The 26,371-nt window shown below is 71.8% G+C and carries 25 protein-coding genes, 3 tRNA genes and 1 riboswitch; of the genes, 5 read left to right on the top strand and 23 right to left on the bottom strand.

Annotated features, from left to right (window positions below):
* The 6 genes from BQ9890_RS13130 to BQ9890_RS13105 all read right to left on the bottom strand — a co-directional run.
* Nucleotides 1-1,305: sensor histidine kinase (locus BQ9890_RS13130; protein WP_075892103.1), on the bottom strand; the 1,305-nt coding region annotated here is incomplete at its 3' end.
* A gap of 17 nt (nt 1,306-1,322) precedes the next feature.
* Nucleotides 1,323-1,511 carry a hypothetical protein gene (locus tag BQ9890_RS15995; protein WP_075892101.1) on the bottom strand — a complete coding sequence of 63 codons (189 nt, stop codon included), beginning with the start codon at nt 1,509-1,511 and terminating at the stop codon, nt 1,323-1,325.
* A gap of 298 nt (nt 1,512-1,809) precedes the next feature.
* Nucleotides 1,810-2,667, bottom strand: a complete 858-nt coding sequence (locus BQ9890_RS13120) for a MetQ/NlpA family ABC transporter substrate-binding protein (protein ID WP_075892099.1) — start codon at nt 2,665-2,667, stop codon at nt 1,810-1,812.
* A gap of 143 nt (nt 2,668-2,810) precedes the next feature.
* Nucleotides 2,811-3,548: a methionine ABC transporter permease gene (locus tag BQ9890_RS13115; RefSeq protein ID WP_075892097.1), complete on the bottom strand. Its 738-nt coding sequence runs from the start codon at nt 3,546-3,548 to the stop codon at nt 2,811-2,813.
* Complete coding sequence (locus BQ9890_RS13110; RefSeq protein WP_075892095.1) at nt 3,545-4,537, bottom strand: methionine ABC transporter ATP-binding protein; 993 nt, start codon at nt 4,535-4,537, stop codon at nt 3,545-3,547. The genes BQ9890_RS13115 and BQ9890_RS13110 overlap by 4 nt, the downstream gene beginning before the upstream one ends.
* A gap of 5 nt (nt 4,538-4,542) precedes the next feature.
* Nucleotides 4,543-4,633, bottom strand: a riboswitch (SAM riboswitch).
* A gap of 118 nt (nt 4,634-4,751) precedes the next feature.
* Nucleotides 4,752-5,951 carry a hypothetical protein gene (locus tag BQ9890_RS13105; RefSeq protein WP_075892093.1) on the bottom strand — a complete coding sequence of 400 codons (1,200 nt, stop codon included), beginning with the start codon at nt 5,949-5,951 and terminating at the stop codon, nt 4,752-4,754.
* A 173-nt stretch (nt 5,952-6,124) separates the two neighbouring features.
* On the opposite strand from BQ9890_RS13105, the gene BQ9890_RS13100 reads away from it, so the two are divergent.
* Together BQ9890_RS13100 and BQ9890_RS13095 are read left to right on the top strand one after the other, a co-directional pair.
* Nucleotides 6,125-7,048, top strand: coding sequence for a hypothetical protein (locus tag BQ9890_RS13100; RefSeq protein WP_075892091.1), 924 nt, complete (start codon nt 6,125-6,127; stop codon nt 7,046-7,048).
* 118 nt (nt 7,049-7,166) lie between these two features.
* Nucleotides 7,167-7,478: a thiamine-binding protein gene (locus tag BQ9890_RS13095; RefSeq protein ID WP_075892089.1), complete on the top strand. Its 312-nt coding sequence runs from the start codon at nt 7,167-7,169 to the stop codon at nt 7,476-7,478.
* Between the two features lie 150 nt (nt 7,479-7,628).
* On the opposite strand, the gene BQ9890_RS13090 is transcribed toward BQ9890_RS13095, so the two are convergent.
* Together BQ9890_RS13090 and BQ9890_RS13085 are read right to left on the bottom strand one after the other, a co-directional pair.
* Nucleotides 7,629-7,919, bottom strand: a complete 291-nt coding sequence (locus tag BQ9890_RS13090) for a hypothetical protein (protein WP_075892087.1) — start codon at nt 7,917-7,919, stop codon at nt 7,629-7,631.
* A gap of 208 nt (nt 7,920-8,127) precedes the next feature.
* Nucleotides 8,128-8,973 carry a hypothetical protein gene (locus BQ9890_RS13085; protein WP_230297953.1) on the bottom strand — a complete coding sequence of 282 codons (846 nt, stop codon included), beginning with the start codon at nt 8,971-8,973 and terminating at the stop codon, nt 8,128-8,130.
* A 360-nt stretch (nt 8,974-9,333) separates the two neighbouring features.
* On the opposite strand from BQ9890_RS13085, the gene BQ9890_RS13080 reads away from it, so the two are divergent.
* Nucleotides 9,334-9,594 carry a hypothetical protein gene (locus BQ9890_RS13080; RefSeq protein WP_075892082.1) on the top strand — a complete coding sequence of 87 codons (261 nt, stop codon included), beginning with the start codon at nt 9,334-9,336 and terminating at the stop codon, nt 9,592-9,594.
* Nucleotides 9,588-10,478 (top strand): glutamate--tRNA ligase family protein, encoded by an 891-nt coding sequence (locus BQ9890_RS13075; protein ID WP_078062462.1) that lies wholly within the window; start codon nt 9,588-9,590, stop codon nt 10,476-10,478. Before BQ9890_RS13080 ends, BQ9890_RS13075 begins: the two co-directional genes overlap by 7 nt.
* A gap of 74 nt (nt 10,479-10,552) precedes the next feature.
* Here the strand turns inward: BQ9890_RS13075 and BQ9890_RS13070 are convergent, their stop codons facing one another.
* The 10 genes from BQ9890_RS13070 to BQ9890_RS13030 all read right to left on the bottom strand — a co-directional run bounded on the left by BQ9890_RS13070 (nt 10,553) and on the right by BQ9890_RS13030 (nt 19,691).
* Entirely contained in the window at nt 10,553-11,254 is a 702-nt protein-coding gene (locus BQ9890_RS13070; protein WP_075892080.1) for an MgtC/SapB family protein, read from the bottom strand.
* A 48-nt stretch (nt 11,255-11,302) separates the two neighbouring features.
* Entirely contained in the window at nt 11,303-12,406 is a 1,104-nt protein-coding gene (locus BQ9890_RS13065; RefSeq protein ID WP_075892078.1) for an alpha/beta fold hydrolase, read from the bottom strand.
* A gap of 218 nt (nt 12,407-12,624) precedes the next feature.
* Nucleotides 12,625-12,697, bottom strand: a tRNA-Arg gene (locus BQ9890_RS13060).
* A 72-nt stretch (nt 12,698-12,769) separates the two neighbouring features.
* Nucleotides 12,770-13,879, bottom strand: coding sequence for a PfkB family carbohydrate kinase (locus BQ9890_RS13055; RefSeq protein WP_075892076.1), 1,110 nt, complete (start codon nt 13,877-13,879; stop codon nt 12,770-12,772).
* 323 nt (nt 13,880-14,202) lie between these two features.
* Nucleotides 14,203-15,885, bottom strand: a complete 1,683-nt coding sequence (locus tag BQ9890_RS13050; RefSeq protein ID WP_078062461.1) for an amidohydrolase — start codon at nt 15,883-15,885, stop codon at nt 14,203-14,205.
* Nucleotides 15,886-16,115: 230 nt separating this feature from the next.
* Nucleotides 16,116-17,501, bottom strand: coding sequence for a M20/M25/M40 family metallo-hydrolase (locus BQ9890_RS13045; protein ID WP_075892074.1), 1,386 nt, complete (start codon nt 17,499-17,501; stop codon nt 16,116-16,118).
* Nucleotides 17,502-17,531: 30 nt separating this feature from the next.
* Complete coding sequence (locus BQ9890_RS13040) at nt 17,532-18,992, bottom strand: MFS transporter (protein ID WP_326844930.1); 1,461 nt, start codon at nt 18,990-18,992, stop codon at nt 17,532-17,534.
* A gap of 6 nt (nt 18,993-18,998) precedes the next feature.
* On the bottom strand, nt 18,999-19,211 hold the full coding sequence (locus tag BQ9890_RS16500) for a hypothetical protein (protein WP_230297952.1): 213 nt from the start codon (nt 19,209-19,211) through the stop codon (nt 18,999-19,001).
* A 248-nt stretch (nt 19,212-19,459) separates the two neighbouring features.
* A tRNA-Ser gene (locus BQ9890_RS13035) sits at nt 19,460-19,548 on the bottom strand.
* Between the two features lie 53 nt (nt 19,549-19,601).
* Nucleotides 19,602-19,691: transfer RNA gene (locus BQ9890_RS13030), tRNA-Ser, on the bottom strand.
* A gap of 97 nt (nt 19,692-19,788) precedes the next feature.
* On the opposite strand from BQ9890_RS13030, the gene BQ9890_RS13025 reads away from it, so the two are divergent.
* Nucleotides 19,789-20,901: a zinc-binding dehydrogenase gene (locus BQ9890_RS13025; RefSeq protein ID WP_075892070.1), complete on the top strand. Its 1,113-nt coding sequence runs from the start codon at nt 19,789-19,791 to the stop codon at nt 20,899-20,901.
* 112 nt (nt 20,902-21,013) lie between these two features.
* On the opposite strand, the gene BQ9890_RS13020 is transcribed toward BQ9890_RS13025, so the two are convergent.
* The 5 genes from BQ9890_RS13020 to BQ9890_RS13000 all read right to left on the bottom strand — a co-directional run bounded on the left by BQ9890_RS13020 (nt 21,014) and on the right by BQ9890_RS13000 (nt 26,211).
* The gene (locus BQ9890_RS13020) at nt 21,014-21,892 is read right to left on the bottom strand and encodes an amino acid ABC transporter permease (protein WP_075892068.1); all 879 of its coding nucleotides are present in this window, start codon (nt 21,890-21,892) and stop codon (nt 21,014-21,016) included.
* On the bottom strand, nt 21,889-22,530 hold the full coding sequence (locus tag BQ9890_RS13015; protein WP_075892066.1) for an amino acid ABC transporter permease: 642 nt from the start codon (nt 22,528-22,530) through the stop codon (nt 21,889-21,891). The genes BQ9890_RS13020 and BQ9890_RS13015 overlap by 4 nt, the downstream gene beginning before the upstream one ends.
* Nucleotides 22,531-22,550: 20 nt before the next feature.
* Nucleotides 22,551-23,531 carry a glutamate ABC transporter substrate-binding protein gene (locus tag BQ9890_RS13010; protein ID WP_143226355.1) on the bottom strand — a complete coding sequence of 327 codons (981 nt, stop codon included), beginning with the start codon at nt 23,529-23,531 and terminating at the stop codon, nt 22,551-22,553.
* A gap of 55 nt (nt 23,532-23,586) precedes the next feature.
* Nucleotides 23,587-24,330, bottom strand: a complete 744-nt coding sequence (locus BQ9890_RS13005) for a gamma-glutamyl-gamma-aminobutyrate hydrolase family protein (protein WP_075892064.1) — start codon at nt 24,328-24,330, stop codon at nt 23,587-23,589.
* 450 nt (nt 24,331-24,780) lie between these two features.
* Entirely contained in the window at nt 24,781-26,211 is a 1,431-nt protein-coding gene (locus BQ9890_RS13000; RefSeq protein ID WP_075892062.1) for an AGE family epimerase/isomerase, read from the bottom strand.
* Nucleotides 26,212-26,371 lie beyond the last annotated feature (160 nt).

Genomic DNA, 26,371 nt, shown 5'->3' with positions numbered 1-26,371 from the left:
GGTGTCGGGGGCCGTGTCGGGACTGGTGTCGGGGGCCGTGTCGGGACCGGTGTCGGTGGCCATGGCGGTGTCGGTGGCCGTGTCGGTGTCAGGGGCCGATTCGCTGCCGGTGTCACCCACGGTGGCGGGGAGCGTCGGGCGGGACCGGCGTCCCTCCTCGGGGAGGGGGATGCGCGGCACGGTCACGGAGAGCAACCAGGTACCGCCGTTGGAGCCGAAGTGGAGGGAGCCGCCCTCGCGGGCCGCGCGTTCCGTCAGGGAGTCGAGTCCGTAGCCTCCGCTGAGGGCGCCGCGCGCGTCGTCGGCGGCGGGGTCGATGAGGTTGGCCATGGTCACCGCGGCCGTCCCGTCCTCGAGCACCTCGACGGAGAGGTGGGCGGTGGTGCCCACGCGGGCGTACTTGAGGATGTTGGTGGTCCCCTCGCGCAGCACCAGGCCCAGCACGCTGCGCTGGCGCAGCGAGCAGACGGCGTCGATGTCCTCGGGCAGGTCCGCGTCCAGGGTGATCGCCCTCCCCGCCAGCATCGCCTGGCAGGTGGCGAGCACGTCCCCCAGGGGCTGGACGGGATCCGTGTGGCCGACACCGACGTCGCCCATGAGGGCACGCACGTGCCGCATCGCGTCGCGTGCCAGCTCGGAGAGCTCCTGGACCTCCTCCGCCGTCTGGGGATCCGTGGTGCGCCGCGCGGCCGACTGACCCGAGACGATGATGCGGACCAGGTCCTGGGCGACGGTGTCGTGGAGGGCGAGGTTGAGGTCGCGGCGCACGAGGGCGGCCGCCGACTCGGCGGCGACCTGGGAGACCTTGACCTCCTGGCGCAGGGCACCTGCGCGCTCCTCGCTCCACTGCACGCCCAACCCGATCGGCACGGAGACGGCGAGCCCCAGGAGCAGGCCCATGGTGTCGGCCTGCCAGTTGGAGGACGTGAGGAACTGGGGGGCCTGCACGAGGGCGAGGGCGAGGACTGCCTGCAGGTACCACTTCCGCGAGATCCACTCCGCGACCACCGCGAAGACACCGACGAGGGGGAAGGTGATCCCCGAGTCGCCGGGGGCCAGGAGGACGATACCCGTCACCAGGGCGTAGAGGGTGCCGCCGGTGGCGGGGAGCCATCCGGTCAGCGCCAGGGCCAGACAGACCGCGATCAGTGGCTCGACGTCCAGGACACTGGGGTCGGTCGACGAGGCGTACCAGGAGAACACGTCGAGGAGCAGGAGCAGCACCGCGAGGGCGCCGAAGATGATGCGGCGGGCCTGTGTGCCCTTGGGCTGCTCGAGGAAGAGATCACGCACGCGTGAGTACATGCAGGGAACAGCCGATCTCAGCAGTAGGGCAGGTTCGGGAAGACCCTGCAGATCCAGGGGTAGGCGGCCACCGCCACGGTGCTCGTCCCTGCGGCCACCCCGTCGCCGGCGGCCCCACCGGGCACGGGCGCCGCAACGGCCGCCGTCGAACCCATCATCCCCACTGCCAGGACCGCTGCTGTGGTCGCCCGAACGAATCTGCGCATCGTGACCCCTTCCGTCGTGGTCGGTCCTGCCCATGATCCCCCAGAGAGTGGGCATCTGCGAAGGGGATCCACGTGATCCTGGCAGATCGTTGACAAACATCAACGTCGTCCGCGCCCCAGAACGGGCCGCTGGACAACCGGGCACTGAGCGACCGCACAGGGCACAGGGCACAGGGCACAGGGCACAGGGCACAGGGAAGGGTGCCCCCACACACAGCGGTGGGCCCGCAGGATTCGCACTGCGTGCTCCCTGCGGGCCCATCCGGTCCCCGCCATGACCTCGACGGGGGAAGGGGAATCAGAAGGCCGGGATGACCGAGCCGTCCGTCCAGGTCTGCTCGATGAAGGTGCGCACGTCGTCGGAGTGGAGGAGCTCCTCCAGCTTCTGGATGGCGGCGAGCTTCTCACCGGAGGCGTCCTTGTTCCACACGAGCACGTTCACCGAGGGGTTGTCCGTGGCGGACTCGACGGCCAGGGCATCCGCGGACAGGGACAGGCCGCCCTCCTGGGCGTAGTTGCCGTTGATGGCGGCCAGGTCGACGTCCTCCAGGGCGCGGACCAGCTGGGGTCCGTCGACCTCCTTGAACTCGAAGTCCTTGAGCTTCTTCACGGTGTTGACATTGGCGTCACCGGAGCTGGGCAGCTCGACGAAGCCGTTGTCGGCCAGCAGGGCCAGGGCGCGCGACTGGTTCGTCGTGTCGGCGATGATCCCGATCGTGCCGCCGTCGGGGAAGTCCGCGAGGTCCTTGATCTTGGAGGAGAACAGACCCAGGGGCTCCAGGTGGATCCCCTCGCCCGCGACGAAGTCGCCGCCGTTCTCCTTCTCGTAGTTCTCCAGGTACGGCACGGTCTGGAAGTAGTTCGCGTCCAGGTCACCGTCGGCGAGGGCGACGTTGGGCTGGATGTAGTCGCTGTACTCCACGATGTCCAGGTCCAGGCCCGCGGAGGCGGCCAGGTTGTCCTGGACGAACTGGAGGATCTTGGCGTGGGGCGAGGGCGAGGCACCGACGGTCAGGGTGACCGTGCCGACGGCATCGCCGGACTCGGCGGCACCGGATGCGGCGTCACCGGACTCGGAGGATCCACCACCGGAGCAGCCCGCCAGGGCCAGGGCGGCGACGGCGCCGAGGGCGGCGAAGGAACGGAAGGAACGCATGGTGATCGGACTTTCTGTCGGGTGTTGCGGATGTGTGTGACGTGGTGCTGGACGGGCGGGGACCCGGTCGGCTGCGACTCAGGAGCCTGCGGGCAGGTCCACCTCGGGAGGGGTGCGCCCTCCGCGTCCCGGCTGGTGGTGGTTCAGCGGTGGTCCACCAGCCGGCTGATCATGTCGCCCACCAGCTGGATCACCGTCACGATGACGATGATCCCGATGATGGTGGCGATCATGACATCGGTCTGGAAGCGGTTGTAGCCGTAGTTGATGGCCATCTGACCCAATCCTCCACCACCCACGGCACCCGCCATCGCGTTGTACCCGATGACGGTGATCGCCAGGACGGTGGTGGCCCGCACGATCTGGGGCAGCGTCTCGCGGACCTGGACACCCCAGCGGATCTGCCGGTTGGAGGCCCCCATCATCTGGGCGGCCTCGATCTTGCCGTGGTCCAGGGAGGCGATGTTGGACTCCACCAGGCGCGCGAAGAAGGGGACCGCACTGATGATGAGGGGGAAGCTGGCCGCCTGCCATCCCAGCCGGGACCCGACGATCACCTTCGTCACCGGGCCCAGCGCAATGATGAGGATGATGAAGGGGAAGGAGCGGAGGACGTTGACCACCGCGCTCACCGCCTGGTTGAGCGTGCGCCTGGGAGTGAGACCACCGGGGCCCGTCTGGACGAGGAACAGTCCCAGCGGCACCCCCAGCAGCACCGTGAAGAAGGTCGGCCAGAAGGTCATGAGCAGGGTCTCCCCCACTGCCGGGAAGAACTGCTCGGTCAGTGCCGGGTTGTCCCCCCAGGTCGGGTCCCCCGGACCCGCGGGCAGGATCCCCTGCGCGGTGGCGACCACCGGGGCCACGAGATCGAGGATGCTCATGCCTGACGTACCTCCGCGTGGATCCGGTGCTCACCGAGTTGCCGGATGATCTGGTCGGAGTGGTAACTGGGCACCGCCAGCGCCAGACGACCGACCTGCGTCTCCCCGATGGACTCGAAGGTGCCGGCGGTGACGTCGGCCCCCATGGCCGCGGCCAGGTTCAGCACCGTGGCCCCGGTGGGTGTGCCGGGCGAGGAGGTGAAGGCGACGTCGAGAAGGGTCGTGCCCTCCGCCACCTCGGTGGAGGAGACGGACGGAGCGGGCACCAGTTCCTGCGCCAGGGGCGAGGTCGGGTCCGTGATGACCTCCTCGACGGTGCCGGACTGGACGACGCGTCCGTGACGCAGCAGCGTCACTGAGTCACAGATCGCCCGCACGACACCCATCTCGTGGGTGATGACGACCACCGTCACCCCGGAGGCGTCGCGGACCTGGCGCAGCAGGTCCAGGATCTGGCGGGTGGACTCCCCGTCCAGGGCCGAGGTCGGCTCGTCGCAGAGGAGCACCGCGGGGGTGTCCGCCATGGCGCGGGCGATGCCCACGCGTTGCTTCTGGCCTCCCGAGAGCTGGGAGGGGTAGGAGTTGCCGCGCCCCGTCAGCCCCACCAGGTCGAGCATCTCCTCGACGCGTCGGGCGATGACGGGCCTCTTCCCGCGCGCCAGGCGCAACGGGTAGCCGATGTTGTCGGCCGCGGTGCGCTGGTCGAGGAGGTTGGCGGACTGGAAGACCATGCCGATGCGGCGACGCGCCTCGCGCAGCTGGGTGCCGTGGAGGCTGGTCATCTCGACCCCGTCCACCACGATGGTCCCCTCGGTGGGACGCTCGAGGGCCGTGAGGCAGCGGATCAGGGTGGACTTGCCGGCGCCGGACTGGCCCACGATGCCGTGGATGGAACCCCGTTCGACGTGGAGGGTGATGTCGTCGAGCGCGACGACCTGGGTGCCCCCCTTGACGGGGTAGACCTTGCGGACCCCGTTCAGGTCGATCATCAATTCCTCCATCGCACCTGGCGGAAGCACCCGCTCCGTCTCCGGGGGTTGCTGCAGCGTCGACGAGCCAGGTCTCTCGGCTGCTCTGGATGGTACCCAGCAGAGCATAGGGGGGCCGTGGGGGGCCCTCAACTCCGCCGTCACACACTGTCACATGGTGGACGTGCGCCCGCGCACACCTGCACCTGCACCTGCACCCCCGCCGACGACCGTCTCAGTGCAGCACGCTCCACGCCGCCCAGTCGTGCACGGCCACACCCAGGAACAGCGGGTCCGTGGCCAGGGCCTCGCGCAGGCGGTCCGCCTCGCGTGCCAGGGCGAGGGCCCCCGCGTCGTGGAAGCTGGCCCGGGGACGCCTGGGGTCCGAGGTGGGACGCGTCTCCAACCCGACCATGTAGGCCACGTCCCGTTGCAGGCACGCCGAGCGGGCCTTCGCGGAGACGTCCAGGATCCCGCCCTGGCCGTGCGCGCGCGTGCGGGGGACGAGGATGGTGACGGAGTCGAGGTGGTCCAGCGCCGCCTCGAAGACGCTGGTCCGCGAGCGCCGGGGTGCCGCCACGCCCGCCTGCCCCCGCGCACGGACGACCGGCAGGCCGGGTTCGTCGGCCAGCGCCGCCCAGGCACTCCGCCCGTCGCGGGACGGACGGGCCGCCCGCGCGTCCCCACCCGTCCCACTGCCCGCACCCGTTCCCGCTGTGGTGGCACTCGGTCCCGCAGCGGCCGCGCCGTCCCGCGCCGCAGCCCCGCGGACCCGCGGCCTGGGTACGCTGACCCCGTTCCTCCCACCGACGTGCCCCGTTGACGAGGGCGGCGCTGCCGCAGGTGCGCCCGATGCCTCCCCCGCGCCCGCCATGTGGCTCCCGCGATCCGCTCCGCCGGGCCGGTGGGACGTCTCCCCTGCTTCCCGGTCGCCGTCCTCGGGGGGCGGCCAGTACGGTTCCCCTGCCAGCCAGTGGGGGAGGTCCGCGGACAGCGGCAGGTCGGGGACGAGCTGACGGGCGTGGCGGACGAGTGAGACGAGCCCGCGCGTGGCTCGCAGGCGGTCCCGGTCCCACACGGGCAGGCGCCACGGTTCCACGTCCAGGTGGACGCCGGAGAACGCACCCTGGCCGCCACCGTCCTCCCCCGTGCCCGCCAGGCGCACCCGTCGGATCCACTGCATGAGGGGGCGGGGGTCGCTCGCCCACCGCGGGTCCGTCCCGACGGCCGCCACCGCCAGTCCCTCCCCGCGCAGGAGGGCCGAGGCCCGCGAGGTCTCCGCCCCCGTGCCCTCCCAGGGCACGACGAGGAAGACGTCGCGCAGGGAGTGCGCGAGCGCGAAGCGTGCGAGCTCGTCGGCGCCCTCGGCTGCCGACTCGATGCTGGCCCAGGTCGCACGGACCGGGCCCGTCGCGGTGACGTCCTCGTCCCCCATGTGGTGACGATACCGGCCCCCTGTGGGCGAGGCCACCCCGGCAGCACCCGTCCCGGAGCGCCACCCGGGCCCGGCCCACGTCATCCCGGACCACCTGTCCCCACCGGCCCGGCGCGCCCGACCTCCCCCACCGCGCCCGCCCGGCACAGTGGCAACGCTCCTAGAATGGGCCCATGACCGAGCCCAGCAGCCCTGAGGAGCACGCGGGGGACCCGACAACTGACGGGTCCCACCCCGCACCTGCGGACTCCCGGGGTGCGGGCGGTGGCTCCACGGTCCCCCCCGGGCAGCACCCACTGCCCCACAGGCCCTGGGACCTCACCCGATCGGCACTGGCCGCAGGCGGCGTGCTCGCCGTCGTCCTCGCCGTCACCGCGAGCGGCCCCTGGTTCCCCCTCGGACGCAGTGAGCTGGACACCCGCACGACGGTTTTCGGCTTCCTGGCACTGGTGCTCGTCATCATCGTCCAGGGCGGCATCCTGGCCTACCTGTCGGGCCGGTGGCGCGCGATCTGGGCCTGGGTCGTGGGCGGAGTGGTCATCACCGCAGGGGCCCTGGTGGGCCTCAACCTCGGTGCGGGCGCACTGCCCGCAGCCCTGGAGGTGCCGATCCCCCGCACCGCGGTGCTGGTGGCAGGCGTGCTGCTCGTGGTCATCGCCCTCTCGCGTGACTCGGACACCGTCCACGAACGCCACACCGAACCCGACGACTGGTTCAAGATCACCGGGCGGATCCTCCAGGCCGTCCACTTCTGGACCGCGGAACAGGCCACGGAGCAGATGCGGCTGGCGCACGCCGAGTTCGACCGGGTCCAGTCCCGTCGCGGACACGGCGATCCCGAACTCACCCCCACCGAGGTCTTCGGCACGCCCGACGAGTACGCGGCATCGGTGCGCCAGCGCCCTGCCGCCTCCACCGATCCCCTGCGGGCCGGCCGCTGGTACTACCTCACCACGGCCATCGCCCTGGGGGCCTGGGCCGGGTTCCGCGCCCTGGCGGCCTCCATGAACTGGCTGACGGTACTGCTCTTCGTCTTCGCGGCCGTCGCCTTCGGGATGTTCCTCTGGGCGTCCCTGACCTTGCGCCGCCACCGCTGAGGTCACTCCTCGCGCCCGTGTGCGTCTGCTGACACCCCGGGGCGCCCTCGTTCCGTGGGTGGCGAGCGCTCTGGGCCCCGCCCTCGCCGGGTCGCGCGGGGCCACCTACAGTGGAGGCATGCTCTTCGCCTTCTCGATCGCCCCCGCCACCACCCCCCACGACGACGGTTCCATGGCCGACATCGTCGCCCGCGCCGTGGACGTCATCCGGAAGTCCGGACTCCCCCACGAGACCAACTCGATGTTCACCATCGTCGAGGGCGACTGGGACCAGGTCATGCCCGTCATCAAGGCGGCCTGCGAGGCCGTCGGCGAGGTGTCCCCCCGCGTCTCCCTGGTGCTCAAGGCCGACCTCCGCCCCGGTCACACCGGTGAGATGACCGGCAAGGTGGAGCGTCTCGACGAGCAGATCGCCAAGCTCGAGGCCTGACCTGCGGGGCTGACCCGCTGACGCACCCCGGTCACGGGGTGTCGATCCCCGCCTGGACGGCGGTCCCCGGACCCGGGCAGGTGTCGATGGACCGTCCCGGACGGGGACACGTCGCCGCCCGGCGGCGGGAACACAGGAGCCGGAGGGCGCTCACTTCGCCCAGGTGGGCGTCCCCCCGGCCGACGCGGGGTCGCTCCCGGTTCCGGCATCCCTGCCCCGCAGCCGCTGGAGCGTCCGTGCGAGCAGTCCCCGGCGGGCCCTCCCCGCACTGACCGTCGCAGCTGACGTCGCCAGCGTTGCCCCCAGGGACTGACCCTTCATCATCCCGGCGGTCGCCCCGAGGATCCTGTTGTGGCAGTCGGCGCACAGCTTGCGACCGGTGACGGAGATCTTCGGCTGACCGACGATCCTGCGGCCGCACTCCGCACAGGTGATGCCCATTCCTGCCTCCCCGTTCCTCCGTCGATGCCATCGGGGGCCCGGGCGCCCTCGTCCATCCGCCTGCACCCGCGTGCCCCGGACGGCGCTGCAGGTCCCATTCCCGACCCTAGGTCCTGGGACGCACCGGGGCGACCGTTCGGGCCGGACGAGGGGCGGTGTGCCGGCCCCGGGGCCTGCCCGTGGTTGCGCCGGCACGGTCCGGGAGGAGCTACCGGGCCCGCGCCGCGGACGCCGTCTCCAGGTCGCTCCCGCCGTCGGGTGCCCCGGCGGCGGGCGCCCCTGCCGCTGCCGTGGTCTGCTCCTGCGCGGGCCCGTCGGGCTCCACGAGGGCGACCTTTTCCTCGATCCCCACCGATCCGGGCAACGTGGCCGTCCCTGCTGCGGGATCCCCGGTCCCCGGTTCCGGCTCGGACTCCGGCACCGAGACGGCCTCCGGCTCAGGCACGGACTCCGGCTCGGCCTCCAGTTCAGGCACGGACTCCGGCTCCGGCTCGGAGGAGGAGACGCCCTCTGCCTGGAGGACCGTTCCCCCGGGCTCGGAGGGGGAATCGACCTCTGCCTCGACGACGGTCTTCTCCGTCCCGGACTCCGCGGCCTCGTCGGACCCGGACGCAGCCTCGGCTCCGGCTTCAGCTCCGGCTTCGGCCGCATCCTCCGTGTCGGGGTTCACGCCCTCATCGAGTTCGACCAGCACCTCGCCCTCGTCCCCGACGCCTGTCCCGACCGCCGCGTGATCCGTCACCGGAACCACCGCACGGCGACTCATCACCGTCGAGAGTGCCTGGAACGCCAGGGCGATGACGACGGACAGGGCCCCGACGGCCAGCAGGCTGTTGCCCAGGTCGGCCGTGTACTGGGCTCCGATGATGGAGGTGTAGTAGGTCAGCTCGTCGGTGATGCTCGCGGAGTTGGCATATGTCGAGGCGTAGTGGCTGATGCCGAGCTGACGGACGACCACCCCGGCCACGAGCAGTGCCAGGGCCACCGCCCACAGCAGGATCGCGAATGTGTTGGGCCGGCGGTTTCGGGGGAGGGGCATGTGCTGTTCTTCCATCGATTCTNCGGCGCTGCCGCAGGTGCGCCCGATGCCTCCCCCGCGCCCGCCATGTGGCTCCCGCGATCCGCTCCGCCGGGCCGGTGGGACGTCTCCCCTGCTTCCCGGTCGCCGTCCTCGGGGGGCGGCCAGTACGGTTCCCCTGCCAGCCAGTGGGGGAGGTCCGCGGACAGCGGCAGGTCGGGGACGAGCTGACGGGCGTGGCGGACGAGTGAGACGAGCCCGCGCGTGGCTCGCAGGCGGTCCCGGTCCCACACGGGCAGGCGCCACGGTTCCACGTCCAGGTGGACGCCGGAGAACGCACCCTGGCCGCCACCGTCCTCCCCCGTGCCCGCCAGGCGCACCCGTCGGATCCACTGCATGAGGGGGCGGGGGTCGCTCGCCCACCGCGGGTCCGTCCCGACGGCCGCCACCGCCAGTCCCTCCCCGCGCAGGAGGGCCGAGGCCCGCGAGGTCTCCGCCCCCGTGCCCTCCCAGGGCACGACGAGGAAGACGTCGCGCAGGGAGTGCGCGAGCGCGAAGCGTGCGAGCTCGTCGGCGCCCTCGGCTGCCGACTCGATGCTGGCCCAGGTCGCACGGACCGGGCCCGTCGCGGTGACGTCCTCGTCCCCCATGTGGTGACGATACCGGCCCCCTGTGGGCGAGGCCACCCCGGCAGCACCCGTCCCGGAGCGCCACCCGGGCCCGGCCCACGTCATCCCGGACCACCTGTCCCCACCGGCCCGGNCCACGAGGGCGCCGCCGCCCGTCAACTGGAGGAGCTGGAAGCCATCGGCCTGGACTGGGACGGCCCGGTGCTCGTGCAGTCCACCCGCGGGGACGCCCACCGCGCCGCCCTCGAACGTCTGCGCGCCGAGGGGGCCGTCTTCGAGTGCTACTGCTCCCGGCGTGACGTGCGCGAGGCCGCCTCCGCACCCCACGTCCCCCCGGGCCACTACCCCGGCACCTGCCTGGACCTCACGGAGTCCCAGCGCCGCGAGCGCCGGGCCGAGCTCGCGGCCCAGGGACGCAGGCCCTCACTCCGGCTGAGGGCTCCCGCACGCACCTGGACCGTCCATGACGAGCTCCACGGCGAGGTCACCGGCCCCGTCGACCACTTCGTCCTCCAGCGCTCCGACGGTGTGCCCGCCTACAACCTGGCCGTGGTCGTGGACGACGCCTTCCAGGGCATCGACCAGGTGACCCGCGGGGACGACCTGCTCACCCAGGCTCCCGGTCAGGCCTGCCTGGCCACACTGCTCGGACTGCCGGTCCCCGAATTCGTCCACGTGCCCCTGGCGGTGACACGCAGCGGCGTCCGCCTGGCCAAGCGGGACGGGGCGGTGACCCTGGAGGACCTGCGGTCCCTGGGCTGGCGGGCAGGTGACGTGGTGGAGTGGATCGGGGAGTCACTGGGGGTCAGTGGTGCGCGCACGGCCGGCGACATCGCCGGCTCCCTGGACCTGCGGGGAATCTCCCTGGACCCCTGGGTGGTGGACCCACCCACGGGCCCGCCGACCCGCTGAGGGGGCCAGCCCGCGGAGCAGCACCCCGCGGGGCTCCACCTTGCCGTGGGGTCCCCCGGGCCGCACCGCTCACCTCAGTCGTCCAGGGCGTGGGAGTCCTCGAACATCTCGACCGTCTGGACGTCCTGGACCTCGGAGAGCTCCGCGACGAGGTCCCGCAGGGGCAGACCGCCGGTGAAGCGGACCGTGACCTCGACCATCTGCGGGTCCGTGCGCGGCAACTGGTGGGTCGAGTTCACGGAGGCCTCGAAGCCCATCTCATGGGCAGCAGTGAGGATGCGGCGCAGGGCACCGGTCCCGTCCTCGTAGACCAGGCGCACCAGCATGTGGCGGTCACGCACCGGCATGCGCGCGGCCAGTGGACTGATGCCGAGGATGATCACCAGGTAGAGCAGGGTCGTCACGGCGGCGAGCGGGACCATGTCGGCCCCGCACGCCATGCCGATCGCCGCCGAGAGCCAGATCCCTGCCGCCGTGGTCAGACCGCGCACGGCGTCGCGGTTCACGAAGATCACGCCGGCGCCCAGGAACCCGATACCGGTGACCACCTGGGCCGCCACCCGCATGGCGTCACCCGACTCCGGCTGCTGGGCGAGCACCCAGGGGTGGACACCGACGATGGTGAACAGGCAGGCACCCATGCCCACCAGCGAGTGCGTGCGCACGCCGGCGTTCTTCTGGTGGTACTGCCGCTCCAGGCCGATGAAGCCGCACAGGACCGCAGCTGCCAGGGTGCGCAGCGCCTCGGCCCCGAAGATGGGCCAGTCCGTGTCCATGGGTGTCCTCCTTGCACCATTGTGCGACGCGGAGCCCCTCCGCGCAGGTCACACAGCAGGCCATCCCTGAGGCGTTCCCGCCCCCACAGTCCGGCGGAGCGCGTCCGCGCGGCCCTCGTCCCGCCAGCGATCGACGAGGGCGGCCACACGCCTCGTCACGAGGTCGACCTCGAGGGGACCACCGTGGCCCTCCTCCTCCACCACGTGGAGCTCGCTGCCGGGCCAGGCCCGGTGCAGCAGCCAGGGCGTCTCGACCGGTCCGGAGACGTCGAAGCGCCCGTGGACCAGGATCCCGGGGATGCCCTCCAGCTCCCCGGCCCGCTCCAGGATGGGCGCGGGTTCCGGTACCCGCACCCCTCCCGCCCGACCGCCACCGGTCGCGTCCGGGACGCCCTCGTCGGCACTCCCCCGCATGAAGGCGTCATGGGCCCAGTAGTGGGTCACGAGGGTCACGAACCCGAGTCGGCGACCGGGGTCGACGCTGTGGAGACCGGGCTGGTGGTGGGGGTCCAGGGACACGTGCACCGACTCCCAGCGGTCCCAGGCGTCGGCCGCTGCGACGCGGTCCTCCCGATCGGCCGGGTCCGTGGATCCGAGCCTGCGGGCGTAGGCCTCCACCACGCGTTCCTCGCCGTGGCGGTCGGCGGCCTCGGCGAAGCGGTCCCACTCCTCGGGGAAGACGCGACCCACGCCCTCGGTGATCCAGTCGACCTCGCGTCGCGACGTCGTGGTCACCGCCATGAGCGCCACGGCCAGGGTGCGCCGTGGGTGTTCCAGTGCGTATGCCAGGGCCAGGGTGGACCCCCAGGAGACGCCGTGGAGGATCCACGTCTCGATCCCGAGGTGCTCGCGCACGGCCTCGATGTCGGCGAGCAGGTGGGCGGTGGTGTTGGTCGCCAGTGAGGCAGGATCCTCGGACGCGAGGGGGAGGGAGCGTCCACAGCCCCGTTGGTCGACACCGATGATCAGGTGGTCGGCGGGGTCGAAGCGGCGACGGTAGCCACCGCGCCCCAGGCCACCGCCGGGCCCACCGTGCAGGTACAGCAGGGGGATGCCCTGCGGGTTCCCGCTGGCCTCCCAGTAGACGCCGGCTCCGTCGGAGACCTCCAGCAGGCCGGTGGCGAACGGGTCCAGGGCGGGGAAGGGATGCATCCGGCCAGACTAGTGTCAACGCCGACGGCGAGCGGGCCCGGAGGACCGTCACTGCGCATGCCCGGAGCACCTGCCGCCCGGGTGGTGCGCACCACGAGGTCCCGACCGTCCTCGCGAGGTGGGTACGACAGGGCGGGCACGTCCGACGTCGTCGTCGGGACGTACCACCCCGGAAAAGCAGAACCCCCACCGGTGGATCGCACCGAGGGGGGTTGCCGCGCGCCCGAAGGGACTCGAACCCCCAACCTTCTGATCCGTAGTCAGATGCTCTATCCATTGAGCTACGGGCGCATCGCCGTTTGGCTGGGGACCACTTTACGCGTACGTGCGCGCCGGGGCCAAACCGGCTCCCTGGGCGATGGGTCACACACCTGCCGACCCCGTCAGGGCCTCACCCAGTTCCTCGACCGTGGGCGAGGTCGCCGGTCCCTCACGGGTCACCGAGATCGCGGCAGCGACATTGGCCAGGCGCACGGCGTCCCGCATCGTGCGGCCCACGGCCAGCGCCGCACACAGCACACCGGCGTGGGTGTCCCCGGCGCCGTTCGTGTCGACTGCGTGCACGGTGGGGGCCGGGATGAGTTCGACCTCCCCGTCCTGCGCCAGCCACGCCCCGCGCGCTCCGGCGCGCACCACCACACAGGCGTCGAGACCCTGCGAGAGGACCCCTGCGAGGGCGGCCCCGTCCGGCACCGACCCTGCAGGCACGCCAACCCCCGGCACCGTGCTTGTCGGCGCTGCGCCCGCATGGTCCCCGCCGCCCGGTGTGGTCGCGCCCGACGTCGTGCCGTCGGGCCCTGACCCGCCAGCGCGTGCGTCGAGCCCGAAGACACCTACGAGGACAGCTGCCTCACGGAGGTTCATGGTCCACACCGGGTGGAGGGTGGCCAACTGGCGGAGGGCATCGGGATCCGTCTGCTCGACGATGGTCGAGGGATCGAAGACGACACAGGGAGCTCCGGGGGTGGAAGCCGTGCCCGGGCGTGCCCGGTCCACCAGCCGGGAGACCAGTCGGAGCAGGGCGTCACGCGGTTCCGGGTCCGCCAGGGAGTACCCCGTCATGTAGACGACATCCGCCCGACCCACGCGCACGTGGTCATAGGCCGTCAGGGGCGTGGCCAGCTCGGCACCCCGGGTGGACAGGAAGGTCCTCTCCGCATCCGCATCCGTCAGGGCGACGCAGAACCCGGTGTCCAGGGTCGTGTCGCGGTACCCGGTGACGTTGACGCCCTCGCGGATCAGGGTGCCGCGGGCGACCTCGGCAAGAGGGCCCGATCCGATCCCCCCGACGTACTCGGCGGTCACCCCCATGCGGCGCACCGCGCGCAGGACGTTGAAGCCACCCCCGACCTCCAGGGCGAAGGAGTCCGCGAAGACCTCGGTACCCGGTGCCGGGATCCGGTCGACCTGCATCGTCAAGTCGATGACGACCTGACCCGTGTGGACCACGCGTCCTTCAGTGGCAATGTCCATGTCGACTCCTCCTGATCCCCGGCAACGACCGGTCCCCGGTCCTCCACAACGCCCATCCGGCACACCCGTGCGGTCACCCGGCTCGCCCGTGGGGCCACCCGGCGACCTCGCCTGGACCGCGGACGTGCCCGATCCCAGTGTGACACGGGACACCCGCGGAGTCGGTGCGGGTGGCGGTTGTGTCCGACCCGACGCCCGTCGACCGACCGGCCTGCGTCGAACGGTGGACTTCTCACCGAGTGGAGGGCCCATACCCCCACCGTTCGGTGAGAAGTCCGCCTCTCGACGGGGAGTTGGCGCCCGGGGCACACCCGCCGTGCGTGTCAGCCCGCAGCCACCCCACCGGCCACGACCGTCGCCAGGGGCCGCAACTCGCGCAGGCGTGCGGCGGCCTCGGCGGCATCCGGTGCAGGCGCCAGCGGGTTCTCCGCGCAGAGCACCATGTCCCCGCGCGATCCCACCGCCACCGGCCCGCAGCCGTCCACCGATGCCGCGAGCGCCTCCTCGGGTGTCAGGCGCTGCTCGGGTCCCCACACGTCCCCGCCGGGCACGACCCGGCCCACCGCCACCGACAGGGCGAGCCAGGGGTCCAGCGGCGCCACCGGCGCATCGGAGCCGAGATGGAGCCGGATGCCGGCCCCCACCAGGTCGGCGAAGGCGTAGCACCGCGACTCCTTGCCCGGCCACACCCGCGACACCGCTGCCCAGTCGTCCAGGAGGTGCCCGGGCTGCACGGAGACCTCGATGCCACCCCGGATCAGGACCTCCAGGGCGGCGTCCCCGCCCGGTCCACCGGGTGCGCCCAACAGCTGGGCATGTTCCACGCGGCCCCGCGCCCCCGTCGCCCCGAAGGCGGCGGCAACGTCCTCCAGGCAGGCGTCCCCGATGGCGTGGACCGCCATGTCGAAGCCCGCCGCGGTGGCCTCGGCGAGCAGGTCCGTCAGTTCCTCACGCGACATGTTCTCCACGCCGTGGTCATGTGCCAGCCCGAGGGAGGAGGGATAGGCGTCGTGCGTGAAGGCCGTGCAGGTGCCCATCGACCCGTCGGCGATGACCTTGAGCGGACCCTGCGTGAACAGGGCGTGGCCGCCCTCGTCGATGGGGGAGCCCGGGAGCGGATCGCCCGTGCGCACCCCGAGTTCCACCCACCCGGGGAGCTGGGCGCGGTAGATGGCCGCCCGGATGCGGGGCAGCACCATCCCCGTGGCCCCACCGGCGCCGGCTGTGGGCGAGGCGGCCGCCCAGCCCGTCACGCGCTCGGACCAGTCGGAGGCCGTGGCGGGTTGCGTCATGTCGACGACGCCGGTGACCCCGCGCGCCAACATGTCGGAGATGACGGAACGGTAACCGCGTTCACGCAGCTCGCGGGAGCCGGGCACTTCGTCGAGGCGGTTCATGGTGTCGAACCAGGGGTCCTCACGCAGGGGGCCGCCCGGGTCCGGGACTCCCAGGGCGCGCAACGCGGCGGAGTTCAGCCACCCGGAGTGCACGTCCCCGGAGACGAGGGCGACCGGCACGTCACCGGACACGGCGTCGAGCTCGGCGACACCGGGGGTGCGCGACCAGGTCGAGAGGCGGAACCCGAAACCCTGGACACTGGTCCCCCGGGTGCGCTCGTGTGCGGGCAGGCCGGCCACTGCGTCCCGCACGAGGGCGAGCACGTCCTCGGGGGAGCGTGTGGCACGCAGGTCGAGGCGGCCGGCACGCGCGGCCTCCAGGTCGAGGTGGGCGTGGGCGTCCCACAGTCCCGGGATCGCGAAGGCTCCGCCCCCGTCGACCCGGTCCGCGCCGGGGTGGTGCAGGCGGGTCCCGACCTCGACGACGCGGCCACCCCGGATGAGCACGTCCACCGGGTCGCCCGCTCCGACCCCGTGAGCGGCGTCGGTGGCGCGCAGCCGGGCAGCATCGGCGCGTGTCGTGTGGGCCTTCGTGGAGTAGGTGCGGGAGAGCTCGTCCCGGTCACGGAAGGGGACGATCCGGACGTCGCGGATCAACAGGTCGGCCATGTGCGGAATGGTAGTGGGGCCCGGTCCCCCGGGGTCGGGGCGTTCCCCACGCGGTCGCGCGGGGACACCGTGGGGACCAGTGCCCCACGGCGCCGCCGCGCGGGAGTGCACGTCGATCGTGGCCGGCTCCTCCGGAGAGGTCCGCTCCCTGCGGGGCTGGCACGGAGTCCCGGAGCTGCTCAGCGGAGGCCCACACGAGCAGTGTCGCCACCCCGACGGCCACTGGAACCTCAGATGGTGCGCATCAGTGCCTCGTAGAAGACCACGCCGTCCTGCAGGGCCCCGACCCGGATCCTCTCGTCGGGGCCGTGGATCGTCGCGCGTTCGTCGGCGGACATCTCGAAGGGCGTGAACCGGTAGACGTGGTCACTGATCCCGGTGAAGTGGCGGGAGTCCGAGGCACTCAACTGGACGTAGGGGAGCAGGACGGCACCGGGGTGGGAGGTGGCCAGCGCACCGTTCAGCGCCTCCCACTGGGCGCCCTGCGAGGGCGAGACCGGGGACGGCTCACTCGCGGAGACGACCTCGACGGACACCGCCGGGTCGCGCACGACCCGGCGGATCCTGGCCAGTGTGCCCTTGAGGTTCTCCCCCACCGCGACGCGCACGTTCAGGCCCGCACTGGCCGAGGTGGCCAGCACGTTGAGACCCGCCGACCCGGACAGCTGGGTGACGGCGACCGTCGTGCGGACCAGGGCGGCGGTCTCGGCGCCGCTGGCGGCCAGGACCCGGGCGATGGCGGGTGCGAGGGTGCGTGCCCTGGCGTAGACCTTGGCGAGTGGGCCCTCCGCGTGGGGCGCGGCCAGCTCGAGCATGGCGATGACCGGCTCGGAGAGACGCACCGGGAAGGGGTGGTGCTCGATGCGGGTGATCGCGCGAGCCAGGCGGAAGGTCGCTTCGCGGCGCGGCGGGGTGGAGGCGTGGCCGCCGGCGTCGGAGGCGGTCAGGCGCAGGTCGACGACACCCTTCTCCGAGACACCGACCACGGCGATGCGGCCCGGGACCCCGGGCAGTGCCCCCTCGACCACGGCGCCGCCCTCGTCGAGCACGATCCAGGGGCGGATCCCCCGCTCGCGCAGGACCTCAGCGACGGCCCGCGCCGAACTCCCGTCCTGCTCCTCGTCGCAGCCCAGGCTGACGACGATGTCACGTGCGGGTCGGTAACCGGAGGCCGCGAGCCGGTCGAGTGCCTCCATGAGCGCGCACAGCGATCCCTTGTCGTCCAGTGCCCCGCGGCCACGCACGACACCCTCGCTGATCTCCCCGGAGAAGGGCGGGAAGGCCCACCCGGGTGCCGGGGTCTCCGGAGTCACCGTGGCGGGATCGATGCCGGTGATGCCCACGACGTCCTGGTGGGCCATGAACACCGCGGGGTGGTCGGCGAGGGAGCGGTCCGACCCGCTCCACGTCATGAGCAGCGCACCGGAGACGAGCTCGACGTCGAGCACGTCACGGGCATGGGGCCACTCGCCGGCGATCAGCTCCCGCAGGGCGGCGAAGGCCGGGGCGCTGCCCGGTTCCTGCCCCCTCACGGACACGGTGGGGACGCGGATGGCCCTCCTCAGCTTGTCGGCCACCGTGGGTGTCGCCACTGAGGTCTCGTCATCGACGGGCATGTGTTCTCCTCGTTGCGGACGGGTGCACCCTCATGCGGGCGCGCCCAGGTCGGTCTCCCCCAGAGGGGCCGTCGTGGTCCCCGGGGGCACGTCGCCGTCACCGTCCGGGTCGGTGCCACCGGCGTCCTCGCGGGTGAGCCCGGTGGCGACGGCGTCCGGGGCACCCTCGAAGGAGCCTGCGGGGGCCATGAGCAGGAAGCCGACGGAGACGAGCGCCGTCACCCCGCACACGATCCACACCGTCATGTACCCACCGAAGGAACCCGCCGTCCCGGCCTCACCCGCCAGGGTGTCGTGGTTGCCGGACAGGAGTGCCACCGCGAACGCCGCGGAGGCGACCATCCCGCCCACGGTCTTCGTCGTGTTGGTGAGCCCCGTGGCGACGCCCGTGCGGTCATGGGGGGCCGCGGAGGCAGCAGCGGCCGGCAGCGCTGCGACGAGGGCGCCCGAGCCGAGCCCGGCGACCACCATGCCGACCAGCATCGTCAGCTGGTGGGTGTGCAGCGCGAGGAGGGAGAGGTACCCGGTGGCGACCAGGAGACTCGCCAGCACGAGGCTCCTGCGCCCTCCCAGGACGAGGGCGATGCGGGAGTGCAGGAGGGCTCCGGTGGAGGTGGCGAGGACGTAGCCGAGGATCAGTACCGACACCCCGATGGTGCTCAGGCCCAGCCCGTAGCCGTAGACCTCGGGATCGGTGCGTGCGAAGGTCGACAGCGATCCCTGCGCCCCCAGCACGGAGACCCCGAACAGGCCCGAGGTGACGACCACGGGCCACAGCTGGGTGCCGCGCACGACGCGCACGTCGATGAGTGGGTCATCGGCCCGGAGTTCCACACGCACGAACGCCCACAGGAGTGCCAACCCGACCACCACGAGTCCCCAGGCCCACGGTGAGGTCAGTCCCTGCAGACGCACCAGTGTCAGGCCTGTGCCGACGCCCAGCAGGGACAGGCTCACCAGCACCGCACCACGGAGGTCCAGGCGGCCACCGGGGATCTCCGGTGCCTCGGGCACGCGGGTCGCGACGACGAGGACGACGACGGTGACGAAGACGGCGGGCACGGCCAGCACCAGTGGCATGTGGGTCGGGGCGAATACGCCCAGCTGCCCGCCGAGGACGGCACCCGTGATCGCACCGGCCTGGAGGGCCGCGACGATCACGCCCGCTCCCTTCGTGGTCAGCCGGTGGGCGTCGGGGAACTGCCTGGCCCGCGCGCTGATGAGCGCGACGTCGAGGGGAAGCCAGGCGACGTACGCGCCCTGGACGGCCCAGGCGATGGTGAAGGTGAGGTAGTTGGGCATGACCACGATGCCCCAGCTACCCACGGCGGTGACCACGGAGGACCACAGGAGCATCTTGCGGTACCCGAGTGTGTCCCCGAGCTTGGCGAAGATCGGTACGCACACCGCCGAGACCATGAGCTGGGCGGCCTCGAAGATGTTGACGTCCGCGTCGTGGATGCCGAGGTGGCGGGCGATGTCGGTGTACAGGGGCGTCTAGTAGCCCTGGATGATGCCGGACACGAACTCGATGACCACGAGCCAACCGACCAGTGCGGTCATGCCGGCGGCCGCGATGCCGACCACGGGCACCCGGCTGGCACCGGGGACGTCGGCTGTTCGGGGGTCAGGGGCGCCGCGCCGCACGGGCCCGGGTGACCGGGTCCCGGGCTGCACCGGGGCGGCAGTCGGCCCGCGGAATCGCTTCATGCGACGACCCTAAGAACGGGCATGGAGGGTGTCAATCGTCGACCAAGCGGTGGTCAAGTGTGCTGGTCGAGAGGCATTCCTCCTGGTACCCTCACCGACCACCTGTCCTTCCTGCACCCGGTCCGGGCCCCGGAAGTGGGGAACGGGGAACGGTCGGCCACCACACGACGGGGCAGGGCACGGAACCACCGATCCGCGCCGTTGAAGATGAAAGGCCCCGGGATCTGAACGATCCCGGGGCTCTCCAGCGGAGACGGAGGGATTCGAACCCTCGAGGGGCGTGAACCCCTACCTCCTTAGCAGGGAGGCGCACTCGACCTGGCTATGCGACGTCTCCAGTGCGGACCAGACTAGCGAATCGGCGAGTCACCCCGCCAATCGCAGGCCCAGTGGCGGAGAGCAAGGGATTCGAACCCTTGGTGCCATTGCTGGCACAACGGTTTTCAAGACCGTCACCTTCGGCCGCTCGGTCAGCTCTCCAAGCCGTACGATCCTACCGCTCGGCGAGGCCGTCCGGAACCGCCCGACCCACGGACCGGCCCGAGCAATGTCCACCACTTGGCGAGACAATGGACACATGCGCTGCCTCACCCCCCTCTCGGAGACCACCCCCGGGGACCCATCGGTCCGGCGCCTGGACTCCCGGCTCGCGCTCCTGACTTCCCCCGACCCCGTACCCGGCGGGGGCCAGGTCCTCATCAGGGTCCTGGCCGCAGGCGTCAACCGCGCCGATGTCGCCCAGGCCCGGGGGCACTATGCCCCTCCCTCCGGCGCGCCCGTCTCGCTCGGCCTGGAGTGCTCGGGCACCGTCGTTGCCACTGGACCCGGCGTCACCCGGTGGCGGGTGGGCGACCCCGTGTGCGCGCTGGTCACCGGCGGCGCCTGCGCCGACCTCTGCCTCGTCCAGGAGAGCCACGTCCTCCCACTCCCACTCACCTCCCTCGACCCCGCAGCCGACCCACGCTTCACCCCGGGGTTCTCCCCCCTCAGTGACGAGGACGTCCTGGAGACCCGCGTCCCCCGGGAACTGGCCCCACACGTCCTGGCGGCCACCCTGGTCGAGGCAGCAGCCACCGCCTGGCTCAACCTGGTCGAGGTCGGCGGCCTCTCCCGCGACCCCGCCGAGAACGAGGGCCGGTCCGTCCTGGTCCAGGGCGGCACCGGCTCGGTGGGGACGATCGCCATCCAGGTCGCGCGCGCGCTGGGGTGCCGGGTCCTGGCCACGGCCGGATCCCCCGAGCGCGCGGTCGCCTGTGTCTCCCTCGGGGCCCATGCGGCCCTGGACCGCCACGACGAACTCGCGCCCTTCATCGCCACCCACACCCACGGACGCGGCGTGGACCTGGTCCTGGACGTGACGGGTGCGGGGTCACTGGGCCCCAACCTCAACGCCCTGACCCAGGGCGGCACGCTGATCGTCATCGGTCTCCTGGGCGGTGGTGTCGGGGAGATCGACCTCAGGCGTCTGCTGATGCGCAACCTCACCGTGCGCGGCACCACGCTGCGTTCCCAGACCAGCGCGCGCCGCGCCGAGGTCTGCGACTCGCTGGAAACCTGGGTGTGGCCCCTGGTCCGCCGTGGTCTGGTGCGCCCGGTACTGGCGGAGGTGGCTCCACTGGAGGAAGCCGCGAGGGTCCACGAGTCCATGAGGGCCGGTGGCCGGATCGGGTCACGCGTCCTGCTCCCCTGAGAGTCGTCACAGGAGCCCTGCGGGAGCGGGACGGTCATCCGGAACGGGAGGCACCGACGACGCGAGTGGGGCCGCCCTCGTCACTGTCGGGCCACCCCGCACCGCACCTCCCTCAGCGCATGCGAGTGGCCACCTGCGTGGCCCCGGCCCGGGCGTAGCGGCGCTGGCTACGACGGCCCCATGCCTCTGCGGCCTTGGAGATCGCCAGGTTGATGAGGATGTAGATGACCGTGACCAGCAGATAGGTCTGGATGAGGTTACCCGTGGAGGAGACCAACACCTTCGCCGAGTACTGCAGCTCCGAGTACGAGACTGCGTACCCGAGTGTCGTGTCCTTGAGGAGGACCACGACCTGGGCGAGGAGACCGGGCATGACCAGACGCACCGCCTGGGGGAAGATCACGTAGCGCATGGCCTGTCCCCCGGTCATGCCCACAGCTGCCGCAGCCTCCCCCTGCCCGGCGGGGAGGGCCAGGATGCCCGCGCGGAACACCTCGGCGATGGTGGCACCCGAGCACAGGCCGATGGGGATGACGAGCTTCCAGTACAGGTCCGGGTTGATGCCGTAGCGGGGCAGGGCGATGAAGAAGATGTAGATGAGCAGCAGTAGTGGCATCGCACGGAAGAACTCGATCAACCCGGTGGAGACCCAGCGCAGGAGCTTCTGCCCGCTCAGGCGCCCCAACGCCAAGACCACACCCAGGGGCAAGGCGATGACTGCCGCGCCGAGAGCCCCGAGCATGGTGTTGCGCAGGCCCTTGAGCAGGTATCGCTGGATGGGCCGCTCGAGGAAGGCCGACCACTTCTCCGGCGCGAGCTGCCCGTTGACGCCGAAGAGGTAGACCGCGTAGGCGATGCCGAACGCCACGAGCACCAGGGAGACGGCCGTGATCCAGCGGATGCGCGCCACCGCCCGGGGACCGGGCGCATCGAAGAGGGCGGTGGGACCCGTGCTCACGCTCCGGGCCCGAGTGGTCGTCGCAGCACTCATCGCAGGACCCTCAGCTTCCTCTCGAGGCGGTCACCGACGGCCCCGGCAAGCAGGGCGATCACCAGGTACATGACGGCGGCGACCAGGAATGTCTCCAGGCCGCGCGCCTCCTGGTTGTTGATCCACGAGACGGTGGCCGTGAGGTCGCGGACACCGACCACACCGGCCAGTGAGGAACTGATGAGCACCCCGATGAACACGGTGACGAGTGGCTGGACCATGGAACGCACCGCCTGGGGGAGGACCACCCGGCCCAGCACCCCGGAGAAGGTGAACCCCAGGGAGCGGGCGGCCTCGATCTGCCCGGCAGGGACGGCGTTGATCCCGCCGCGCACCGCCTCGCAGAGGAACGCGCCGCCCACGCAGATCATCGAGACGATCACCGAGGTCTTGAAGGACATGGTGATGCCGATCTCGGGCAACGCGTAGACCACGACGATCATGAGGCTCATCAGTGGCACGTTGCGGAAGATCTCGACGAACACCAGCCCGACCGCGCGCAGGGGCGCGATCGGGCTGATGCGGAACGCGGCCATGAGGGTACCCACGACGGCGGCACCGATGAAGGCCAACACCGTCAGCTGCAGGGTGACTCCCAGTCCGGCCAGGAACTCCCCGCGGTACTCCCACAGGACCATGTCTCAGTCGCCTTCCGGACTCAGTTGATGCCCTCGCCGATGGTGGGGGGTGTGGGCTCCGTCTTGATCTCGGTCTGGGCCTGGATGGTCTGCTTCCACAGGTTCAGCCAAGTGCCGTCGTCCTCGATCTTCTGGAGGAAGTCGTTGATGAATGCGACCGCATCGGAGTCCTTGGGCACGCCCAGGCCGTAGAGGTCGGCGTCACCGAAGGGCTCGCCCACGACCTTCAGCTGGTCGGGCGCCTTCACGACATTGTTGAGGAGCAGGGTCTGGTCGATGACGTAGGCGTCGGCGCGGCCCTGTTCGACCGACTGCACGGCCTGGGCGTTGTCGGGCAGTGCGAGGACGGTGGCCTCGGGTGCGAACTCGGCGATGGTCGTCTCACCCGTGGAGCCGGCCTGGGTGGTGACCGTCTTGCCGGCCAGGTCATCCACGCTGTTGATGTCGGTGTTGTCCGCCTTCACCAGGATGCCTGCCTGGGAGGAGTAGTACGGGCCGGCGAAGCTGATGCGCTCCAGACGCTCCGGGGTGATGGAGTAGGTCGCGGCGACGATGTCGACCTGACCGTTGACGAGGAGTTCCTCGCGGGTGTCCACGGAGACCTGCGTGAGGGCCGTCTTGGAGGCATCACCGAGGATGTAGCGGGCCAGCAGCTGGGTCAGGCCGGCATCGAAGCCGGTCACGACCCCGGTGGTCGGGTCCAGGTTCGAGAACAGGGTCGAGGTCTCGGTGCCGCCGACCCTGAGGGTGCCCGACTCCTTGACCGCCTTTGCCCATTCACTGGCCTCGATGGCCGAGTCATCGGCCACGGGGCCACCGTTGACGATGGCGTCGTAGGCAGAATCGGAGGACTCGAAACCGCCGCCGGCGGCTGCACCGGACTCCCCGGACTCACCGGACTCGGAGCCGCCACCACAGGCGGACAGCGCCAGCATCGCGGCGGCTCCCATGGCGAGTGCGGCCAGGGGTCGCTTGGCCAGGTGGTGCCGTGTCGTACTCATCGGTTCTCCTTGTGTCGGTGCGGTGCCTGGTGGGCGCCGCGGTTGGGATGCGTCCCTACGCTGCGACCCGTTCCCGGGTCACGATGCGCAGGTGGTCGAGGAGGGCCCCGAGGGGCCCCGAGTCGGAAGCCGGGTCCTCCGGGTGCCACTGGACCCCGTAGACCGGTGCGGAGGTGTGCTCCACCGCTTCGACGGTACCGTCCGGGGCGGTTGCCGTCAGGAGCAGGGACTCCCCCAGCCGGTCGATGGCCTGGTGGTGCGCGGAATGGACTTCTGTGTCAAGGATGGCACGCGACAGCCTGCGCGTGTGGTCAACGACCAGTCCATGGCGGGCAAAGTTCAGGTCCTGGAGCAGGGTGTCGGTCCGGTGACCGGGCACCTCCAGGTCCTGGACCAGGGTGCCACCCAGGGCCACATTGATGATCTGGGCACCGCGGCAGATGCCCAGCAGTGGCGAGCGTCTGCGCACTGCGTCACGGACCACTGCGATCTGGGCCAGGTCGCCGCCGTGGTGGTGCCGGGACTCCCCCGGGTAGCCGGTCGTCGCGCCGTAGAGGTCGGGCGAGACGTCCTCGCCGCCGAGCAGGACGACCGCGTCTGCCTCGCGGGCGCGGGAGACGGTGGCGCGCACGCCCTCGTCCTGGGCGAAGGCCCACGTGACCTCCCAGTCACGCGAGGCGACCTCGACCAGGCGCGAGGAGAGCAGGGTGACCAGTTGGTGGAACTCGTGCACACCCACGCGGGAGCTCACGACGTTCGAGACGAACAGTCGCGGGCGGCCGGTGGGACGGGTGCTCATGCGACCACACTGGCATCACCCACCACAGGTCCGCGACCGGTGTCCCACCGGTCGGTCTTCCGTGACACCCCGGGGGTGGCGTCAGGGTGCCGGTGGGGTGGCGTCAGAGTGCCGGTGGGGTGGCGTCAGGGCCGGGGCGGTGTGGCCCGGCCGGTCACCTCACCGCCGCGTGAACACGTTCCAGGAGTGCCTGTCCGCGGGGGGCTGGGCCGGCTTGTCCAGCAGCCCGCGCGAGACGGCCGAGGCGAAGGGCGGCCACAGTGGGACCCGCGGCATCAGCAGCGTCTGGACGGCGTGGTAGACGTCTGATCGCGAGGGCGCGGCCTGGACCGGCCCCGCAACCTGCGTCGTCCCCGCGGACAGGCACTCCTGGAACGTGTNCGGTGGGGTGGCGTCAGAGTGCCGGTGGGGTGGCGTCAGGGCCGGGGCGGTGTGGCCCGGCCGGTCACCTCACCGCCGCGTGAACACGTTCCAGGAGTGCCTGTCCGCGGGGGGCTGGGCCGGCTTGTCCAGCAGCCCGCGCGAGACGGCCGAGGCGAAGGGCGGCCACAGTGGGACCCGCGGCATCAGCAGCGTCTGGACGGCGTGGTAGACGTCTGATCGCGAGGGCGCGGCCTGGACCGGCCCCGCAACCTGCGTCGTCCCCGCGGTCGCCCCCTCCCGGCCCGGCGCCGCCACCGGCTCCGACGACCCCACGTGCGCGACCGGCTGATTGTGCTCGTCCAGGGCTCCCACCCACACCCCGGGGGCAGCGATCACGTGGTCGTGGAGGTAGTCCAGCCAGGAGCGGTAGCAGTGGGCGTAGTGCTCCACGTCCCCCTGCCCGGCCCCGTCGTCCAGGAGGGCCCGGCGCACGGCAACCGTGGCACACACTCCTTCACAGGCGACCCACTGCAGGTGACCGGTCTCCAAGGGGAACCCCTCCCGGTCGACGGTGAGTGCGAACCCGGCCTCACCGTTGCGCCGCCACCCGTCCACGCGGGCTCGCTCGAACATCTCCTGGGCCATCTCCAGGAGGTAGGCGGGCTGGGGTCGTCCCATGGAGCGCAGGGCCGCGCGCACCTGCAGTGCGAGCCGCGCCCACTGCATCGAGTGCCCGATGACGCTGCCCCGGTAGGTGCGCCGCACGTCGGGCCAGGTGACGTCGGGCGGCGTCGAGGCACCGGTTCCGATGGGGATGGGGTTCCAGTCCTCGTCGAAGTACTCCCCCAGCCTCCAGTCGGCCTCGGCGGCACGGTCGTGCACGAAGCTCGTCATGGCCTCCGCGCGTTCCACCCACACGGGGTCCGTGGTGGCCTCGGCGGCCGCCAGGTAGGCCTCCACCGTGTGCACCAGGGCACCCAGCGTCATCGGCCCACCCAAGGGCGAGTGGTCGGCACCGAGCGTGTCCGCGACCAGCCCGTCGGGACGCAGCCAGTGGCGCTCCTGGTCGTGGAGGGCCGAGACGAGCAGTTCGTGGGCACCCGGGCGGCTCGCGACCGCAGCGGCCGCCGCACCCAGGATGAGGAAGGCGTGGTGGAACTGGGACTTGTGCTCCTCGGGTCCGTCCCAGGGGACTCCGTGCCCCTCGGCGTCCGGCTCGGGACCGACCAGGGTCATCCACCCCCCGTTGACGGGATCGGCGAAGCAACGGGTGAGGGCACGCACCCCGTGGTCGGCGTGGCGCCGGCACCCGGGGATCCCCATGAGGGTGCCCAGGGAGAAGACGTAGGTCATGCGGGCCGTGATCGCCAGGTCGACGGGGCGCTGCGTGTCGGCCCGGCCCTCGGCGTCGAGGTGGGCGAAGCCCGTGGGGACCGTCGCCCCCCGGGCCACGTCGACCAGGTCCTGCATCTGGGCCGACAGCCACCTGTTGTGCTCGATCGAGTCGAACCATCCCATCGCGTGCCTCCTGCGTGACGTCATCGTCGACGTGTCCGACCTGCGCGCACGGCGTCGTCACGCAGGGGCTCCGGGCTCGGCCGCAGACGTCGGCTCGCGGCAGTGGTCGGCGCCACACTCAGGGTATCGCTCCCGTGCGCCCTCGCGGAACGATCGGGTC

The organism is Actinomyces provencensis, from assembly GCF_900155435.1.
GTDB classification, from domain to species: Bacteria; Actinomycetota; Actinomycetes; order Actinomycetales; family Actinomycetaceae; genus Pauljensenia; species Pauljensenia provencensis.
The sequence above is the reverse complement of the archived record's forward strand: the minus strand, read 5'-3'. Positions and strand labels throughout refer to the sequence as shown.

What these genes read in the sequence shown, in the direction of transcription:
- BQ9890_RS13050 (WP_078062461.1), bottom strand. Translation starts at nt 15,885, where the DNA reads ATGGCCGACCTGTTGATCCGCGACGTCCGGATCGTCCCCTTCCGTGAC.
- BQ9890_RS13015 (WP_075892066.1), bottom strand. Translation starts at nt 22,530, where the DNA reads ATGGTCCTGTGGGAGTACCGCGGGGAGTTCCTGGCCGGACTGGGAGTC.
- BQ9890_RS15995 (WP_075892101.1), bottom strand. Translation starts at nt 1,511, where the DNA reads ATGCGCAGATTCGTTCGGGCGACCACAGCAGCGGTCCTGGCAGTGGGG.
- BQ9890_RS16500 (WP_230297952.1), bottom strand. Translation starts at nt 19,211, where the DNA reads ATGAAGCGATTCCGCGGGCCGACTGCCGCCCCGGTGCAGCCCGGGACC.
- BQ9890_RS13065 (WP_075892078.1), bottom strand. Translation starts at nt 12,406, where the DNA reads ATGCATCCCTTCCCCGCCCTGGACCCGTTCGCCACCGGCCTGCTGGAG.
- BQ9890_RS13045 (WP_075892074.1), bottom strand. Translation starts at nt 17,501, where the DNA reads ATGCCCGTCGATGACGAGACCTCAGTGGCGACACCCACGGTGGCCGAC.
- BQ9890_RS13115 (WP_075892097.1), bottom strand. Translation starts at nt 3,548, where the DNA reads ATGAGCATCCTCGATCTCGTGGCCCCGGTGGTCGCCACCGCGCAGGGG.
- BQ9890_RS13100 (WP_075892091.1), top strand. Translation starts at nt 6,125, where the DNA reads ATGACCGAGCCCAGCAGCCCTGAGGAGCACGCGGGGGACCCGACAACT.
- BQ9890_RS13055 (WP_075892076.1), bottom strand. Translation starts at nt 13,879, where the DNA reads ATGGACATTGCCACTGAAGGACGCGTGGTCCACACGGGTCAGGTCGTC.
- BQ9890_RS13090 (WP_075892087.1), bottom strand. Translation starts at nt 7,919, where the DNA reads ATGGGCATCACCTGTGCGGAGTGCGGCCGCAGGATCGTCGGTCAGCCG.
- BQ9890_RS13105 (WP_075892093.1), bottom strand. Translation starts at nt 5,951, where the DNA reads ATGGGGGACGAGGACGTCACCGCGACGGGCCCGGTCCGTGCGACCTGG.
- BQ9890_RS13000 (WP_075892062.1), bottom strand. Translation starts at nt 26,211, where the DNA reads ATGGGATGGTTCGACTCGATCGAGCACAACAGGTGGCTGTCGGCCCAG.
- BQ9890_RS13095 (WP_075892089.1), top strand. Translation starts at nt 7,167, where the DNA reads ATGCTCTTCGCCTTCTCGATCGCCCCCGCCACCACCCCCCACGACGAC.
- BQ9890_RS13005 (WP_075892064.1), bottom strand. Translation starts at nt 24,330, where the DNA reads ATGAGCACCCGTCCCACCGGCCGCCCGCGACTGTTCGTCTCGAACGTC.
- BQ9890_RS13085 (WP_230297953.1), bottom strand. Translation starts at nt 8,973, where the DNA reads ATGGAAGAACAGCACATGCCCCTCCCCCGAAACCGCCGGCCCAACACA.
- BQ9890_RS13070 (WP_075892080.1), bottom strand. Translation starts at nt 11,254, where the DNA reads ATGGACACGGACTGGCCCATCTTCGGGGCCGAGGCGCTGCGCACCCTG.
- BQ9890_RS13120 (WP_075892099.1), bottom strand. Translation starts at nt 2,667, where the DNA reads ATGCGTTCCTTCCGTTCCTTCGCCGCCCTCGGCGCCGTCGCCGCCCTG.
- BQ9890_RS13020 (WP_075892068.1), bottom strand. Translation starts at nt 21,892, where the DNA reads ATGAGTGCTGCGACGACCACTCGGGCCCGGAGCGTGAGCACGGGTCCC.
- BQ9890_RS13080 (WP_075892082.1), top strand. Translation starts at nt 9,334, where the DNA reads ATGAGGGGGCGGGGGTCGCTCGCCCACCGCGGGTCCGTCCCGACGGCC.
- BQ9890_RS13010 (WP_143226355.1), bottom strand. Translation starts at nt 23,531, where the DNA reads ATGAGTACGACACGGCACCACCTGGCCAAGCGACCCCTGGCCGCACTC.
- BQ9890_RS13110 (WP_075892095.1), bottom strand. Translation starts at nt 4,537, where the DNA reads ATGATCGACCTGAACGGGGTCCGCAAGGTCTACCCCGTCAAGGGGGGC.
- BQ9890_RS13025 (WP_075892070.1), top strand. Translation starts at nt 19,789, where the DNA reads ATGCGCTGCCTCACCCCCCTCTCGGAGACCACCCCCGGGGACCCATCG.